Consider the following 18,105-nt stretch of genomic DNA (forward strand, 5'->3'; position numbering starts at 1 on the left):
GCTAACCACTTGGGTCACTGATCAACGAGCTGAGGAAACCTATGGTTTACTCCTATACCGAGAAAAAACGTATCCGTAAGGACTTTGGTAAGCGTCCACAAGTTTTGGACATACCTTATCTCCTTTCTATCCAACTTGACTCGTTCCAGAAGTTTATCGAGCAAGATCCAGATGGCCAGAATGGGCTGGAAGCAGCTTTCCGTTCTGTGTTTCCAATTCAGAGCTACAGCGGTAATGCTGAATTACAATATGTCAGCTATCGTTTAGGCGAGCCTGTTTTTGATGTTAAAGAATGTCAAATTCGCGGTGTAACTTACTCTGCGCCTTTACGTGTGAAATTGCGTCTCATCGTTTATGAGCGTGAAGCACCGGAAGGAACTGTTAAAGACATCAAAGAACAAGAAGTCTACATGGGTGAAATTCCACTCATGACTGAAAACGGAACTTTCGTTATCAACGGTACTGAGCGTGTTATCGTTTCTCAGTTACACCGTAGTCCTGGTGTATTCTTCGACAGCGATAAAGGTAAAACACACTCTTCAGGTAAAGTGCTATATAACGCACGTATTATCCCTTACCGTGGTTCATGGCTTGATTTCGAATTTGACCCGAAAGATAACCTGTTTGTACGTATTGACCGTCGCCGTAAATTACCTGCGACCATTATTCTGCGTGCAATGGATTACAATACCGAAGAAATCTTAAATCTGTTCTTCGAAAAAACTGTATTCCAAATCCGTGATAATAAACTGATGATGACGCTGGTTCCTGAGCGTTTACGTGGTGAGACAGCTTCATTTGATATCGAAGCGAACGGTAAAGTCTATGTAGAAAAAGGCCGCCGTATCACTGCACGTCACATTCGTCAGTTAGAAAAAGAAGAAGTGAATAGCATCGAAGTTCCTGTTGAATATATCGCAGGTAAAGTCGTTGCTAGAGACTATATTGATGAAAGTACTGGTGAGCTGATTTGTGCAGCGAACATGGAACTTTCTTTAGATATGTTGGCACGTCTGAGCCAGTCTGGTCATAAAACAATCGAAACATTGTTTACCAATGACTTAGACCATGGTGCTTACATTTCTGAAACCGTTCGTGTTGACCCAACTAACGATCGTCTGAGTGCATTGGTAGAAATCTACCGCATGATGCGTCCTGGTGAGCCGCCAACCCGTGAAGCCGCTGAAAACCTGTTCGATAACTTATTCTTCTCTGAAGATCGTTACGACTTGTCTGCAGTAGGTCGCATGAAGTTCAACCGTTCACTGAACCGCGAAGAAATCGAAGGTTCAGGTATCCTGAGTGAAGAAGACATCATTGATGTTATGCGTAAACTCATCGATATCCGTAACGGTAAAGGCGAAGTGGATGATATCGACCACTTAGGTAACCGTCGTATTCGTTCCGTTGGTGAAATGGCAGAGAACCAATTCCGTGTCGGTCTGGTTCGTGTTGAGCGTGCAGTGAAAGAGCGTCTTTCTCTGGGCGACCTCGATGCATTAATGCCACAAGATATGATCAACGCGAAACCAATTTCAGCCGCAGTTAAAGAGTTCTTTGGTTCCAGCCAGCTGTCCCAATTTATGGACCAGAACAACCCGCTGTCTGAAATTACGCACAAGCGTCGTATCTCTGCGTTAGGCCCAGGTGGTCTGACTCGTGAGCGTGCGGGCTTCGAAGTACGTGACGTTCACCCAACTCACTACGGTCGTGTTTGTCCAATCGAAACGCCTGAAGGTCCAAACATCGGTCTGATCAACTCATTATCTGTTTATGCACAGACCAATGAGTACGGTTTCTTAGAAACCCCATACCGTTTAGTCCGCGATGGCTTAGTAACAGACGAAATCCATTATTTGTCTGCAATTGAAGAAGGTAACTTCATCATTGCTCAGGCAAACACCGTTTTAGGTGATGATGGTAGCTTTGTTGAAGAACTGATTACTTGCCGTAACAAAGGTGAATCAAGCTTATTCAGCCGTGAACAGGTTGAATATATGGACGTTTCGACTCAACAGGTTGTTTCTGTTGGTGCGTCACTGATCCCATTCCTTGAACACGATGACGCCAACCGTGCATTGATGGGTGCGAACATGCAACGTCAAGCGGTTCCTACTTTACGTGCCGACAAACCATTAGTTGGTACAGGTATGGAACGTGCAGTAGCGGTTGACTCTGGTGTTACTGCTGTTGCAAGACGTGGTGGTTCGGTTCAGTACGTTGATGCTTCTCGTATCGTTATCAAAGTTAACGAAGATGAGATGTACCCAGGCGAAGCTGGAATCGATATTTATAACCTGACTAAATATACCCGTTCTAACCAGAACACCTGTATTAGCCAGATGCCTTGTGTATCTTTAGGTGAACCTGTTGAACGTGGTGACGTGTTAGCGGATGGTCCTTCAACAGACCTCGGCGAATTAGCACTTGGTCAAAACATGCGCGTGGCATTCATGCCATGGAATGGTTATAACTTCGAAGACTCCATCTTAGTTTCTGAGCGTGTTGTTCAAGAAGACCGTTTTACAACTATTCATATTCAAGAGCTCTCTTGTGTGTCTCGTGACACTAAATTAGGGCCTGAAGAAATCACTGCAGATATTCCAAACGTCGGTGAAGCTGCTCTGTCTAAACTTGACGAATCCGGTATCGTGTATATTGGTGCGGAAGTGAAAGGCGGCGACATTCTGGTTGGTAAAGTAACACCTAAAGGTGAAACTCAACTGACTCCAGAAGAGAAACTGTTACGTGCTATCTTCGGTGAAAAAGCATCAGACGTTAAAGACTCTTCTTTACGTGTTCCTAATGGTGTATCTGGTACGGTTATTGACGTACAAGTATTTACCCGTGACGGTGTAGAGAAAGACAAACGTGCATTAGAGATCGAAGAAACTCAGTTACGTGATGCGAAGAAAGACTTAACAGAAGAGCTGCGTATTTTCGAAGCTGGCCTGTTTGCACGTATCCGTTCTGTACTGGTTAACGGCGGAATTGAAGCTGAAAAACTGGACAAACTGCCTCGCGACCGTTGGTTAGAGTTATCTTTAGCAGACGAAGAGAAGCAAAACCAGTTAGAGCAATTAGCTGAACAGTATGACGAACTGAAATCTGAGTTCGAGAAAAAACTCGATGCAAAACGTCGTAAAATTACTCAAGGTGATGACTTAGCTCCGGGTGTACTGAAAATTGTTAAGGTTTATCTGGCTGTTAAACGTCAGATCCAACCGGGTGATAAAATGGCGGGTCGCCATGGTAACAAAGGTGTTATCTCAAAAATCAACCCAGTTGAAGACATGCCTTACGATGAAAACGGTAACCCAGTTGATATCGTTCTGAACCCGCTGGGCGTACCATCACGTATGAACATCGGTCAGATTTTGGAAACCCACTTAGGGATGGCAGCGAAAGGTATTGGTGAGAAAATCAATGCTATGCTTAAACAGCAAGAAGAAGTTGCCAAACTGCGTGAGTTTATCCAAAAAGCATACGATTTAGGTGATGATCCACGCCAGAAAGTTGATTTGAACACTTTCACTGACGAAGAAGTTATGCGTTTGGCTGAGAACCTGAAAAAAGGTATGCCAATTGCAACACCAGTATTTGATGGTGCGAAAGAGAAAGAAATCAAAGAACTGCTGAAACTGGGCGGTCTGCCGACTTCAGGTCAGATTACATTATTCGATGGTCGTACTGGCGAGCGTTTTGAGCGTCAAGTTACTGTCGGCTACATGTACATGCTGAAACTGAACCACTTGGTTGACGATAAGATGCATGCCCGTTCAACAGGTTCTTACAGCTTGGTTACTCAGCAACCGCTGGGTGGTAAAGCGCAGTTCGGTGGTCAGCGTTTCGGGGAGATGGAAGTGTGGGCACTGGAAGCATACGGTGCAGCCTATACTCTTCAAGAAATGCTTACAGTTAAATCGGATGACGTTAACGGCCGTACGAAGATGTATAAAAACATCGTCGATGGTAGCCATCAGATGGAACCTGGTATGCCGGAATCTTTCAACGTATTGCTGAAAGAAATCCGTTCACTGGGTATCAACATCGAGCTGGAAGACGAGTAATTCGTTTTATGCCGGAAAGTTTGCTTTCCGGCACATGTAAGCACTGGGATTTGGGGAGAGTGTCTTTGAACACTCACCTGACAGGTCTAACTCCGACAGGAGCATTTTGTGAAAGACTTAATAAAGTTTCTGAAAGCGCAAACCAAGACCGAAGAGTTTGATGCTATCAAGATTGCTCTGGCATCACCTGATATGATCCGTTCATGGTCATTCGGTGAAGTTAAAAAGCCAGAAACCATTAACTACCGTACGTTCAAACCTGAACGTGATGGTCTTTTCTGTGCGCGTATTTTCGGGCCAGTAAAAGACTACGAATGTCTGTGCGGTAAGTACAAACGTTTAAAACACCGCGGTGTGATTTGTGAGAAGTGTGGCGTAGAAGTTACACAGACCAAAGTCCGTCGTGAGCGCATGGGTCACATTGAACTTGCATCTCCGACTGCACACATTTGGTTCTTAAAATCACTGCCATCCCGTATCGGTTTGCTGCTCGATATGCCACTGCGTGATATTGAACGCGTTCTGTACTTTGAATCATATGTAGTTGTTGAAGGCGGTATGACTAGCCTTGAGCGTGCACAAATTCTGACAGAAGAGCAATATTTAGATGCGCTGGAAGAGTTCGGTGACGAATTTGATGCGAAAATGGGTGCGGAAGCTATCCAAGGCCTGCTGAAAAACCTCGATCTTGAGAACGAGTGTGAAACGCTGCGCGAAGAGTTAAATGAAACTAACTCTGAAACTAAGCGTAAGAAGCTGACCAAGCGTATCAAACTGCTGGAAGCATTCATTCAATCTGGTAACAAACCAGAGTGGATGATCTTAAACGTATTACCAGTATTACCACCGGATCTGCGTCCATTAGTTCCACTGGATGGTGGTCGTTTCGCAACATCAGATCTGAACGATCTGTATCGTCGCGTAATCAACCGTAATAACCGTCTGAAACGTCTTCTGGATCTGGCTGCGCCAGACATCATCGTACGTAACGAAAAACGTATGCTGCAAGAAGCGGTTGACGCCCTGTTAGATAACGGTCGTCGTGGTCGCGCAATCACTGGTTCTAACAAACGTCCTCTGAAATCTTTGGCAGATATGATCAAAGGTAAACAAGGTCGTTTCCGTCAGAACTTACTTGGTAAGCGTGTTGACTACTCAGGTCGTTCTGTTATCACCGTAGGTCCATACCTGCGCCTGCATCAGTGCGGTCTGCCGAAGAAAATGGCTCTTGAGTTATTCAAACCATTTATCTATGGCAAATTAGAATTACGTGGTCTGGCTACAACCATTAAAGCTGCGAAGAAAATGGTTGAGCGCGAAGAAGCGGTTGTTTGGGATATCTTGGATGAAGTCATCCGTGAACACCCAGTCATGTTGAACCGTGCACCAACACTTCACCGTCTGGGTATCCAAGCTTTCGAACCTATTCTTATCGAAGGTAAAGCTATCCAATTGCACCCACTCGTTTGTGCGGCATATAACGCCGACTTCGATGGAGACCAAATGGCGGTACACGTTCCTCTGACTCTGGAAGCTCAGTTAGAAGCACGTGCGTTGATGATGTCAACCAACAACATCCTGTCACCTGCAAGTGGTGAGCCGATCATCGTTCCTTCTCAGGACGTTGTATTGGGTCTTTACTACATGACACGTGACTGCGTAAACGCGAAAGGCGAGGGCATGGTATTAGCCGGTCCTAAAGAAGCTGAGCGTGTTTACCGTTCAGGTCATGCGTCACTGCATGCCCGCGTTAAAGTCCGTATCACTGAAGAAGTAAAAGATTCGGAAGGTAACATTACAATCAACACTGGTTTAGTTGACACCACTGTTGGTCGTGCAATTTTATGGATGATCGTACCGAAAGGTCTGCCTTATGAATTGGTTAACCAAGCGTTAGGTAAAAAAGCGATCTCTAAAATGCTGAACACCTGTTACCGTGTTCTGGGCCTGAAGCCTACTGTTATTTTTGCTGACCAAATCATGTATACCGGTTTTGCCTATGCGGCACGTTCTGGTGCATCAGTTGGTATCGATGATATGGTTATTCCAGAGAAAAAAGCTGGAATTATCGCCGAAGCAGAAGCTGAAGTTGCAGAAATTCAGGAACAGTTCCAGTCTGGTCTGGTTACAGCAGGCGAACGTTACAACAAAGTTATCGATATCTGGGCAGCGGCAAACGAACGTGTTGCTAAAGCGATGATGGAAAACTTGTCGACTGAAGCGGTTATTAACCGTGATGGCGTCGAAGAACAACAAGTTTCTTTCAACAGTATCTTTATGATGGCCGATTCCGGTGCTCGTGGTTCTGCAGCTCAGATTCGTCAGCTAGCCGGTATGCGTGGTCTGATGGCTAAGCCAGATGGCTCAATCATCGAAACACCAATCACGGCAAACTTCCGTGAAGGTCTGAACGTTCTCCAGTACTTTATTTCTACGCACGGTGCGCGTAAAGGTCTTGCCGATACCGCATTGAAAACAGCGAACTCCGGTTATCTGACACGTCGTTTAGTTGACGTTGCACAGGACTTGGTGGTAACTGAAGACGACTGTGGAACTCACGAAGGTATCCTGATGACTCCGGTTATCGAGGGTGGCGACGTTAAAGAACCACTGCGTGAGCGTGTATTGGGTCGTGTGACTGCAGAAGATATCCTGATCCCAGGAACGGCAGACATTCTGGTTCCACGTAATACATTACTGCACGAAAAACTGTGTGACCTGTTAGAAGCTAACTCAGTCGACAGCGTTAAAGTTCGTTCAGTTGTAAGTTGTGAAACTGACTTCGGTGTGTGTGCTCACTGTTATGGTCGTGACCTTGCTCGTGGTCATATCATCAATAAAGGTGAAGCTATCGGGGTTATCGCGGCACAGTCAATCGGTGAGCCGGGTACACAGTTAACGATGCGTACGTTCCACATCGGGGGTGCGGCATCTCGTGCGGCGGCAGAATCTAGCATTCAAGTCCGTAACACAGGTACCCTGAAACTGGTTAACGCTAAATTCGTTACGAACTCAGAAGGCAAACTGGTTATTACTTCACGTAATACAGAACTGCGTCTGATTGATGAATTCGGTCGTACGAAAGAAAGCTATAAAGTCCCTTACGGTGCGCACTTGACGAAAGGTGATGGCGATGCAGTAACGGGCGGTGAAACTGTTGCGAACTGGGATCCACATACAATGCCAGTTGTCAGTGAAGTATCGGGTATTATCAGCTTCTCTGACATGCTTGATGGCCAAACAATGACGCGTCAGACTGACGAATTAACCGGTCTGTCTTCAATCGTTGTTCTGGATACTGCGGAACGTACCAGTGGTGGTAAAGACCTGCGTCCTGCACTACGTGTTATTGACGCAAATGGTAACGATGTTCTTATTCCTAACACGGACATGCCTGCTCAGTACTTCTTACCGGGTAAAGCAATTGTTCAGTTAGATGATGGCATCGCAATCAACGTCGGTGATACCTTAGCGCGTATTCCACAAGAATCTGTGGGTACTAAAGATATCACGGGTGGTCTACCACGCGTAGCTGACTTGTTCGAAGCACGTCGTCCGAAAGAGCCTGCAATCTTGGCTGAAATCAGCGGTATTATCTCGTTTGGTAAAGAAACCAAAGGGAAACGTCGTCTGGTTATCACACCATTAGATGGTAGCGATCCGTACGAAGAGATGATCCCTAAATGGCGTCAACTCAACGTGTTCGAAGGTGAGATCGTTGAACGTGGTGACGTGGTTTCCGATGGTCCAGAATCTCCACACGATATTCTGCGTCTGCGTGGTGTCCATGCTGTTACGCGTTATATCACTAACGAGGTTCAGGAAGTTTACCGCTTACAAGGCGTTAAGATTAACGATAAACACATTGAAGTTATCGTTCGTCAGATGCTGCGTAAAGTGACTATCGCGGATGCAGGAAGTTCTGAATTCCTCGAAGGTGAACAAGTCGAGTACTCACGTGTTAAAGTTTCTAACCGTAAACTGGAACAAGAAGGCAAAATTCCAGCGAACTTTGCTCGTGACCTGTTGGGTATTACTAAGGCATCTCTGGCAACAGAATCCTTTATCTCAGCAGCATCGTTCCAAGAAACGACACGCGTACTGACTGAAGCCGCAGTTGCGGGTAAACGTGACGAATTACGTGGTCTGAAAGAAAACGTAATTGTTGGACGCCTGATCCCAGCAGGTACTGGTTTTGCGTATCACCAAGACCGTATCCGCCGCCGTCATCTGAACGATGTTGTGGATGCACCACAAGTCAGTGCAGACGAAGCAACAGCAAACTTAGCTGAGCTGTTAAATGCAGGTTTTAGCAGTGACAACCAGAACTAATTTCTGATTTCACTGTAAAACGCCTGACAAAAGCCAGTGCCGAAAGGTACTGGCTTTTTTTATGTCTTAGGTTTATCTGAATATGTAACGCGTATTTCTATTTTTAAAATATATCCAGCAGTAAAAAAAATGAATAATAAATTGCTTGGCTAAAAATAAACGGTAATAAAAATTATTTTTAAATTATTTAATAGGAATATGCGATGGATAAAAAAAAGACAAATGAACAGGTTGATGTGAATCAAGCTAATCTCTCGGCTTATCATGGAATATTATCAGACTCATTAGGGGCCATAAATACATCTCAGATAGTGACGGGAAATGGGCAAATTGCATTAGATTTAGTTGTTGTTATTGATACTAGTGGCTCAATGTCTGATGAAGCAGGGGATTTAAGTAAACAGATTGATGCGACGATTGAGGCGGCATCAGCAAAGTGTCCATCTCACCTTCGGGCGACATTTTTAGGTATCGAAGGGACTTGGGCAAATACGAAGTTTGATCAATCTGCCAGTGAATATTTAATTAAGATCGGTGCGAACGAAAGGGATCTACAAGCAAGATTACCGTTTAAAGTGTTACTGGCAGTGTAAAAATGACCCCATATTGGCAATTGAATTTTGACCCCTGACGTAATATTGCGGTTTTACTTGTGAGGCCGCTTTTCAATGTTAACTCAGGAGAAGGTTGTGACAATAAAAGTTCTCAAACAACAGGGGAAGTCGATCAAAAGGATTGCTCGTGAAACAGGTCTAGCGCGTAATACGATTAAAAAGTATTTGCAACGTACTGATACTAAACCTGTTTATCAGCGTAAAACTCATCGTCCAAGCAAACTAGAACCATTTAAAGACTATATTCAGTCTCGGATTGATGCGGCTCATCCTGATTGGATACCGGCATCCGTTCTTTATGAAGAAATTCTTGCTTTGGGATATCAAGGAAAACGTCGAATATTAAGTGGATATCTAGCGACTTTAAAACCTAAAGCATTGCCAGAACCTCTTGTACGATTTGAAACAAAGCCAGGAAAGCAGTTGCAAGTTGATTTTACCATTATTCGGCGAGGTAAACAGGCATTAAAGGCGTTTGTTGCAACGCTAGGTTACTCTCGAGCCAGTTATGTTCATTTTTATGACAATGAACGAACCGATGCATGGGTTGATGGATTAGTCCGTAGCTTCGAGTTTTTTGGCGGTGTTCCTCATGAGATTCTTTTTGATAACGCAAAGGCGATCATCCTTGAGCGTGATGCTTACCGAGTAGGAGAGCATCGTTGGAATCCTAAGCTTTTATCTCTTGCTCAGGATTATGGTTTTAACCTGACCGTTTGTCGCCCTTATCGAGCCAAAACAAAGGGGAAAGTTGAACGTTTTAACCGTTACCTAAAATCAAGCTTTGTTGTGCCATTACAAGCAACATTAAGGATGTCAGAGTTACAACTGGATGTCCAAACTGCAAATGGTTATGTCGGTTACTGGTTAACTCAAGTTGCCAATGCAAGAGTCCACGGTACGACAGGTGAAATACCGAACCAACGCTTAATCACAGAGCAGAATGCCTTACTGCCATTGCCGATAAAGTTTGGCAATATTGATAGCTATCAGAAGATAAAGATGACACCGATGCCATTTGAAAGCCTACAGCATCCGCTTAGCGTCTATGATCAACTGTTGCAGGGAACATTATGAATTTACAATCTGAACGTATTGCTGATGCTTGTCGCCAACTAGGACTCTACGCATTACCTGAAAGCTGGCCTAGGATTGCTGAAAAACACCTTGAACAAGAAGGGTCGTATGCTGACTTTATTGAAAAACTTCTGATTGAGGAAATCAATGCTAAGATGCAGCGTACTAAGGCGACACTCTTGCAGTTTGCAGGGTTACCTAACATCAAAACGCTTGAGGAATATGACTTTAACTTTGCTAGCGGTGTTCCTAAATCCCAACTAATTGAATTATCAGGTCTCAGTTTTATTGAACGTCATGAGAACGTTGTTATGCTGGGTCCGAGCGGTGTTGGAAAAACCCATTTAGCGATAGCTCTCGGCTATAAAGCGATTATGTCGAATATAAAAACGCGATTTATTACCGCAGCAGATTTAATGTTACAACTGGGAACCGCACATAATCAAGGTAAATTAAAATCCTACTTACAACGGGTTGTGATAAGTCCCAAGCTCCTAATTATTGATGAAATTGGTTATTTACCTTTTGGGCGAGAAGAAGCGAATCTCTTTTTCAACGTAATAGCCAAGCGGTACGAAAAAGGAAGTACGTTATTAACTAGTAATTTGCCCTTCAGTCAATGGGCAAGCGCATTTGCCCATGATACAACATTGACAGCTGCGATGTTAGATAGATTATTGCATCACTGTCATGTGATTCAAATTAGCGGTGAAAGTTATCGTTTAAAGGATAAGCGTAAAATAGGCATTGCGCCAATCGTGTCTGAAGTGTAGTCAATGGGGTCAATTGTAAATTGCCAACTGGAGCCTTAAAGGGGTCAAAATTAAACTGCCATTGACAAAAGAATCCGATGGACGAGATCATGCTGGAAATAAAGAAGATTTATGTCGTGCGGTTATTGATATTAGTAAACACTTTGATTGGCGAGATGATGCGCGTAGGGCTATTTTTGTGCTGGGTGATGAAGGGATGGAAGGTGGCGGTGGAATTCTTACTCGTGCTGCGATTGCAAAAAATAATGAAGCCATATCTGTCGCCCAAGAAAGAGGAATTAAGGTGTATACCTACCAAGGTACACCGGATGATAGCCCAACAAATCTAGATCGTTTTCCGACTCTTGCTGATAGAGATAACGTGACGAGGGAGTATGAACGACTAGCCAAAGAAACCGACGGACGTGCGTACATTTACACCACAGGGATTGCAAATTTCTCGTTGGTTTTACAGGAAATATTATGTGATAGCTTAATACCACCAGCCAAACCAGATCGAAGGCTTTCAGAGTGTGATTCTGTCTGTGAAAACTTGCCACTCATTATAAATACTGTGAATACATTGTCTGATATTATAAAAAAGACCATAGATTCTTGCTGCCCTGATCCCAAGCATGATGACCACTCAGATTGTCAGTGTAAACATTAGAATTGGTTAGCTAGAAAAAGTAAAAGCGGGAATATTTCCCGCTTTAATTATGTGAATGATAAATATAGTAATTAGTAAAAAATACCAATGATCGCACAGTGAGCCACAAAACCTACCATCAGCGGCACGGCGGTTCGTTTTACCACATCAAATGGCTGCAGTTTTGCACCACTGGATACGGCAATGATTACCCCCGCGACTGGGGACATACCTCGGCCCATGTGTGAGGCTTGTTGCATTGGTAAAATCATTGCAATAGGGTTAACGCCCATACTATGTGCAATTTGTGGAATTAACTCAACGAACGCGAGGAATGGCGCATTACCTGAACCCATAATAATAGCAGCGGCAAGTGTGACGAGTGCGAACACAATCGCCATGGCAAATGGTGGCAAACCGACGGATTCAGCACCTAAAATCAGTTGGTCAATTGCTCCACTGACTTTAATACCATGAGCGAACACTCCAGCGGCAACCAATAAGCCGACCACATTACTGAATGCATGACCCATACCATTTAGAAATGTTTGGAAGCCATTACAAACCGCTTTAAAATTACGTACGCGAAGTGTTTCAATCACCATGCAAATGGCCATCGCAATCAGCACGATAGTCACAACATCTAAGTGAATACCGGAAAAGAACAAATTGGACGTTCCTACTGCCATAATAATGGGGAGCATAGGAAGAAGTGCATAATATCCAGGAACTGACTTAGTAATTTCTTCTTTTTCATGTGACTGAACGGCTTTACCAATTTCAGGTACGAAACCTTGTTTTCGGTCACAGTGACGTTGCCAGAAAATATGGGTAATACCGACGACCAATACAGTGGCTAATGCCGCTGGCCCTTGATAGTAAAGCACATACTCAACGACAGACATATCGACCGCTTTCGCACCACGAATGGCATCAATCGCGGTTGGTGTATAAGCCACCCCAAGAGAAGTTGCGATAACCCCAGCCGCAGAAGCAGGTGATAATCCCAAACCAATCATAATTGGGAACATGGTCCCCATTAACAACACTGCTAAGCCTGTTGCTGATGGGATAGCTAATTGCAAGATACTTGCCAGCAAGAAAGAGAAAAATAGCAGTACATAAGGTGAACGCATATTTTTCAGTGGTTTAGTTGCAACACGTACTACCGCTTCATTGGCACCGATATGGTCCATATAGTGCGCAAAGCCCATCAATGCCATGATCATTAAACCGAGATCCGCTGCGCGGCTACTGAATAAATCTCGCATGACTTCAAATGGGTCGAGCCAAGTGATACCGGTGGTGGCGACATTTTTAGGGAGGATAGGACCCCAACCAAGGGCTAGGGTGAATATCATCAATACTAAGCCAGCGATTAATAGTACTGGCTCAGCTTTGTACCCCTTCAAAATAAATCGCGCAACCAAAACAACGATAATCAGAACCGTTAGAATTGGGATCATGCTTTAGCTCCTGGTTTGAAGCGTTCTGCGGTGATTTGTACCACTTGTTTTAATACATCGCTGGCGGCATGTAGGGATTTAACGGGTAAATATTCATAGATTGAATGGAAGTTATGTGCGCCTGTGAAGATATTAGGGCAAGGCAATCCATTTTGCGATAATGCAGCTCCATCATAACCCCCACGCATAGGAATGACTTTTGGTGTGATACCACAAGCTTGGTAGGCATCAACGGCAATATCAATAGGGTAACGGTTATCACCTTGTAGGCTATTGTAAACGTTAGAGTAGCGGTCTGATAGCTTACAAACAACACTTTCGCTTCCCCAAAGGCTTTCGCAGCTCTCTGCTAATTGTTTTAAGAAAGCCATACGTTTGCGATAGCCGTCTTCGGTAAAATCACGCACATCCATTTTTAAAAGAGTACGGGCGCTGTTACCTGACATTTGTTTCACCCAATAATAGCCTTCGCGTCCATCGGTATACTCAGGAGCTTCACCACCCGGTAACATGGCAATAAATTTTTGTGCCATTAATAATGAGTTAACCAGTTTGCCTTTTGCGGACATTGGATGAGCCGATTTACCCGTAAAGATGATTTCGGCATCACCTGCGTTCCAGTTTTCATACACCAGTTCACCGATACCGCAGCAGTCCAAGGTATAGGCAAAATCAGCACCAAACTCTTTAACATCAAAGACTTTTGCGCCACGGAGGCCTTGCTCTTCATCTGGAACGAAACCAATTTTAATGGTGCCGTGCTTAATTTCTGGATTTTGCTTAAAGTATTGCAGCATATCCATGATAGAGGCAATTGCTGCTTTATCGTCAGCACCTAATAGGCTAGTTCCATCAGTGACAATTATGTCATCACCAATGTAATTCACTAATTCAGGGAACTCACTCTTACGTAGATAAATATTAAGCTCTTTATTCATGCATAAATCTTCACCGGTGTATGGCAAAATTTGTGCTTTAGTATCATTGGTTTGTTCTGCGCTAGTGTCTAAATGGCCGAAGAAAGCGACGGTTGGGACATCATAATCAAGATTGGAAGGCAAAGTTGCGGTGACAATAGCTGTGTCACGCAGCTTAATATCTTCAACGCCCAGAGCTTCTAACTCTTGGACCAGCTGTTTCGCAAGGACGCGTTGTCCTTCTGAGGAAGGCATAATTCCTGCCGCACCCTTTTCCCTATCAGTGGTGGTGTTAATTTTGGTATAAGAAATAAACCGCTCAACAATATTCATTCTTTTTATTCCCCAGCATCTTATAGAATGCATTTTACATTAGTTATATCTGTGGCTGTAATTTAATTTCACAGTATTATTCTTGTATCACAATTAAAGATATTCTGAATATCAGACCTGTTGAATTTTTCTAAGAAATGTTAGTGAGAATATAAAATTGATAATTAATAGTGGCATTATTTGAATAATGGATTAGAATGAACGTTGTTATCCTCTTCAGTTTTTTTTGTTGTTAATTTATTGATATTAAAGATGAAAAATGTTTTATTTTAGTTAGAAACATTTTTTCCCTCCTTATCTTAGATCTGTTTATAAATACATGGTTTATAGCTCAGTGATATTATTTTAAATAATATTTTCATTCTTTATATTTTTTATTTTATCAATATATATAAAATCCAGAATGGTGTTTAATAGTGCATATTGTTGTTTTTATAAGATAAGTGACCACTCACTGGTGTTTTTATTATCAAATATGAGAGGTTTTTGTTGTTTTGGTTTTGAAGTATGTTGTTGTTTTTATGGGCGTTTAACTATAGATATATAAATTGGATTAATGAATGAAAAATATCGTAAATTTCATATTTGTAAAATAAGCGGTGTTTTAATGGTATACAAGTGATTTTTTTGTCATGATAAAATTAACAATACCATTTATTTTGCATAGTTTGATAAAAAATCAAATTTAAAACATGCAAATGTATACATAAATATGAAGCAAGGAACCAATATGCCTAATTTTACGATAAGTAAAAATAACATTATCTCAGGTTTTCAATGGTTCTTTTTTATCTTTTGTAATACGGTTGTTATTCCTCCGACGTTACAGTCCGCTTTTCATTTATCACCACAAACTACATTTGTTATTACCCAATATGCTTTCTTATTAACAGCTCTGGCTTGTTTATTGCAAGCATTCTTAGGGCACAAGCGCTCAGTAATGGAAGGGCCGACAGGGTTGTGGTGGGCAACAATTTTAACCGTAACCTTGTCAGAATCTATGCAAGGAACTTCTCTTGAGACGATAGGATGGAGCTTGGCTATAGGGATTTTTCTGTCTGGGATTATTACCATTTTTATTGGTTTAAGCGGTCTTGGTGGTTGGTTAGCTGGTTTGTTCAAGCCGGGAGTGCTTGTGGTGTTTATGTTTTTACTTGGTGCTCAACTGGTCACTATTTTTTTAAAAGGGATGTTAGGACTACCATTTGGTGTTGGCAGTGAAAATATTACAGTTAATTATCCTGTCTTCTTTTTAGCCCTCGCAGTACTGATATTTGTCATCGCAATGATCATTTATTTACCTATGAGTATCAGTAAATATGTATTATTGATTGGAACAATTACCGGATGGCTTGCTTATAGTGGGTTATTTGGCAGCACGATATCACCTGTTTCATCAGGGCAATGGGTGTTATTTCCATTAGGTAGATCCGATGAAATCAATATAAGTATTGTGCTGACAGCGATTTTGGCTGGAATATTAAACACATCCAATACGTTTGGAGCGATGCGAGGAACTGATGTTTTTTATCCCAATTCATTACCCGTTAAATCCTTATATCGGCGTAGTTTTATGATGTCAGGGGTTGTAACAATATTAGCAGCGCCGATAGGCGTAGTGCCTTTTTCACCGTTTGTCTCATCTATTGGTCTAATTACTCAAACAAAAGACAGTTCACGTATCTCTTTTACTATTGGCAGCCTTATTTTCTTATGTGTGGGGGGTATTGCGGTATTGACTCAATTTTTCCGCTCTTTGCCGTTAGCCATTGGTAGCGCGGTTATGTTAGCGACTTATTTGCCGCTGCTATTTTCTTCATTTTCATTTCTTGCGGATATGAAACTGAATGCACGTAATATTTATCGCCTCGCATTACCTATTTTTATTGGCATCTTTTTGATGTCAGCACCTGCTGCGGTATTAAATTCTTTGCCAACAATGTTTAGTTCTTTACTAGGTAATGGGTTACTCATGGGCATTATATTGGCACTTATTTTAGAAAATACGATCAAGTGGGATAACATTGCTTAATATTTTGATAAAAAAAGCAAAGATGAAGAAAAATCTTTGCTAGAAAAGAAATAAAAAGGGATATGGTTTCATTTGGGCGTTTATTTTTTAGTATAAACCCAATTTTTTATATCAATAGGCTTAGTGATGATTTTGTTATCAATCAAAAATTGTTGAGTTTGCTTTAACTTACTGATGTCATTATCAGTAATATTAACGGAATAGCGTTTAGAAAAACTATCTATACTATGAAAATCATGTATTTTTTTAATGATTTCAACATTAGTATCGCTTTCTTTAGCAAGTAAAATTTCTGCCTGATCGGGATTGTTTTGCGCATATTTACTTGCTTTTAATAAAGCAATACTCATTGCTTTAATCACATTCTCATTTTGATTTATGAATGCTTCTCGCCCTACGATAACAGAAATACCTGAGAGTTCAGGTTCAGTACGGGTTGAATAAAGTGTTGTAATCGTTGGGGATTTATTTTCCAAACGGGCGGTACTTTGCTCAGTCCATACCATCGCATCAATTGCTCCGTTTAATAATGCGGATTCAGCATCATTTGTCATTTGAATAATATTGAAGTCAGATAATTTATACCCTTGTTGTTCAATAAATAGCGTGAAATACCGTTGCATATACGTTCCTCGTGGTAATGCAACTTTCTTGCCTTTAAGGTCAGCTAATGAGTGAATATTGCTATCTTTTCTTACTGCGATATTGGCATTGATGGAAGAATCCTCTGACATGATTAATTTTAAGGGTACACCTCTCGATGTGGCTATAATTCCTGGAAAATCAGCATAAACAGCAATATCAATGGCATTTGTCGCTAGGCCTTCATTGACGGCAGGCCCTGCTCCTGCAAAACCAGAAATGGAATATTGGTAATCAACTTTTTGTAGCTCTTCTTCAAGATATCCTAGCTGTTTTGCTAAACCGAGCAAACCACTTAAACGACCATTATTATCTGCTGTACCAATACGAACAATTTTTTCATTATTTTTACTGTCAGGTAGACTTTCATCCCCACAACCAACTAAAATGAACGAAATTAATACTATAATAGGAAATTTGATATAATTTAATAATACCATGATATGTTCCTTCTAGATTTCATATTCACTTGCAAAAAGTTCTGCAGAATTATCAAAAAATTCTTGAAGAATAATTCTTTTATAATATGCAAAATCAGAACTGCCTCGATTTCGTGGATAAGGAAGATTAATATCAATTATTTTTTTTATGTTTCCAGGGCGGGATGACATTATAATTACTCGATTTCCCAAATATATTGCCTCTTCAATATCATGAGTAACTAAAATCATCGTCAGTTGCTTTTCTTGTTTGATAGATAAAATCTCTCGTTGCATCTCAATTTTGGTTAAAGCATCAAGTGCACCAAGCGGTTCATCCAATAACAATAGTTCAGGTTGGGTGATTATGGTACGGGCAATTGCTGCACGTTGTGCCATTCCTCCTGAGAGTTGTTTGGGATAAGCATTAGCAAACTCAGTCAAATTTACGAGTTTTAAATAATTTTCAACTAGAATTTTCTTCGTTTTTTTATCTATATGGTCTAATCCGAAAGCGATATTATCGGCAATTGTTAACCAAGGTAGAAGCCTATTTTCTTGAAAAATCATTCCTCTTTCTATATTTGGTTTGGTTATCTCTTTATTTTTAAATAGTACACTTCCACTATTGAATTGGTTTAAGCCTGCAATTATGCGTAGTAAAGTACTTTTCCCACAACCACTATGGCCAACGATAGCAACAAATTCACCTTGTTGAACTTGAAGGTTAATATCTTCTAAAACAGGAAGTAATTTATTATTGATAGTAAAGTTTTTAAATCCATTTTTGATTGACAGCATA

At 41.7% G+C, this 18,105-nt stretch carries 10 protein-coding genes and 1 pseudogene; 7 read left to right on the forward strand and 4 right to left on the reverse strand.

Features of this window, described 5'->3' with window-relative positions:
• Positions 1-41 precede the first annotated feature (41 nt).
• From rpoB to P3L44_RS01810, 6 genes and pseudogenes are all read left to right on the forward strand, one after another.
• Entirely contained in the window at positions 42-4,070 is a 4,029-nt protein-coding gene (rpoB, locus tag P3L44_RS01785) for a DNA-directed RNA polymerase subunit beta (RefSeq protein WP_004264386.1), read from the forward strand.
• Positions 4,071-4,178: 108 nt separating this feature from the next.
• Positions 4,179-8,402: a DNA-directed RNA polymerase subunit beta' gene (rpoC, locus tag P3L44_RS01790; RefSeq protein WP_109913197.1), complete on the forward strand. Its 4,224-nt coding sequence runs from the start codon at positions 4,179-4,181 to the stop codon at positions 8,400-8,402.
• Between the two features lie 203 nt (positions 8,403-8,605).
• Positions 8,606-8,995 carry a hypothetical protein gene (locus P3L44_RS01795; protein ID WP_410480044.1) on the forward strand — a complete coding sequence of 130 codons (390 nt, stop codon included), beginning with the start codon at positions 8,606-8,608 and terminating at the stop codon, positions 8,993-8,995.
• A gap of 75 nt (positions 8,996-9,070) precedes the next feature.
• Entirely contained in the window at positions 9,071-10,093 is a 1,023-nt protein-coding gene (gene istA / locus P3L44_RS01800; RefSeq protein WP_316928257.1) for an IS21 family transposase, read from the forward strand.
• A complete protein-coding gene (istB, locus tag P3L44_RS01805) occupies positions 10,090-10,866 on the forward strand; it encodes an IS21-like element helper ATPase IstB (protein ID WP_040133147.1) in 777 nt (258 codons plus the stop codon). Before istA ends, istB begins: the two co-directional genes overlap by 4 nt.
• A 67-nt stretch (positions 10,867-10,933) precedes the next feature.
• Positions 10,934-11,515 (forward strand): annotated as a pseudogene (locus P3L44_RS01810) (VWA domain-containing protein); the annotation flags it as partial.
• A 71-nt stretch (positions 11,516-11,586) separates the two neighbouring features.
• Here the strand turns inward: P3L44_RS01810 and dcuC are convergent.
• Together dcuC and pepT are read right to left on the reverse strand one after the other, a co-directional pair.
• Positions 11,587-12,960 (reverse strand): C4-dicarboxylate transporter DcuC, encoded by a 1,374-nt coding sequence (dcuC, locus tag P3L44_RS01815; RefSeq protein WP_004264398.1) that lies wholly within the window; start codon positions 12,958-12,960, stop codon positions 11,587-11,589.
• Positions 12,957-14,210 carry a peptidase T gene (gene pepT / locus P3L44_RS01820; RefSeq protein ID WP_272662823.1) on the reverse strand — a complete coding sequence of 418 codons (1,254 nt, stop codon included), beginning with the start codon at positions 14,208-14,210 and terminating at the stop codon, positions 12,957-12,959. Before pepT ends, dcuC begins: the two co-directional genes overlap by 4 nt.
• Positions 14,211-14,940: 730 nt before the next feature.
• On the opposite strand from pepT, the gene P3L44_RS01825 reads away from it, so the two are divergent.
• Positions 14,941-16,242: a uracil/xanthine transporter gene (locus P3L44_RS01825; protein ID WP_272662822.1), complete on the forward strand. Its 1,302-nt coding sequence runs from the start codon at positions 14,941-14,943 to the stop codon at positions 16,240-16,242.
• A gap of 80 nt (positions 16,243-16,322) precedes the next feature.
• Here the strand turns inward: P3L44_RS01825 and P3L44_RS01830 are convergent, their stop codons facing one another.
• Positions 16,323-17,324, reverse strand: coding sequence for an ABC transporter substrate-binding protein (locus P3L44_RS01830; RefSeq protein ID WP_125895097.1), 1,002 nt, complete (start codon positions 17,322-17,324; stop codon positions 16,323-16,325).
• A gap of 12 nt (positions 17,325-17,336) precedes the next feature.
• A complete protein-coding gene (locus P3L44_RS01835; protein WP_227528881.1) occupies positions 17,337-18,104 on the reverse strand; it encodes an ABC transporter ATP-binding protein in 768 nt (255 codons plus the stop codon).
• Position 18,105: the final 1 nt, after the last annotated feature.

The organism is Providencia sp. PROV175, from assembly GCF_032707045.1.
In the GTDB taxonomy this organism is placed as follows: Bacteria; Pseudomonadota; Gammaproteobacteria; order Enterobacterales; family Enterobacteriaceae; genus Providencia; species Providencia hangzhouensis.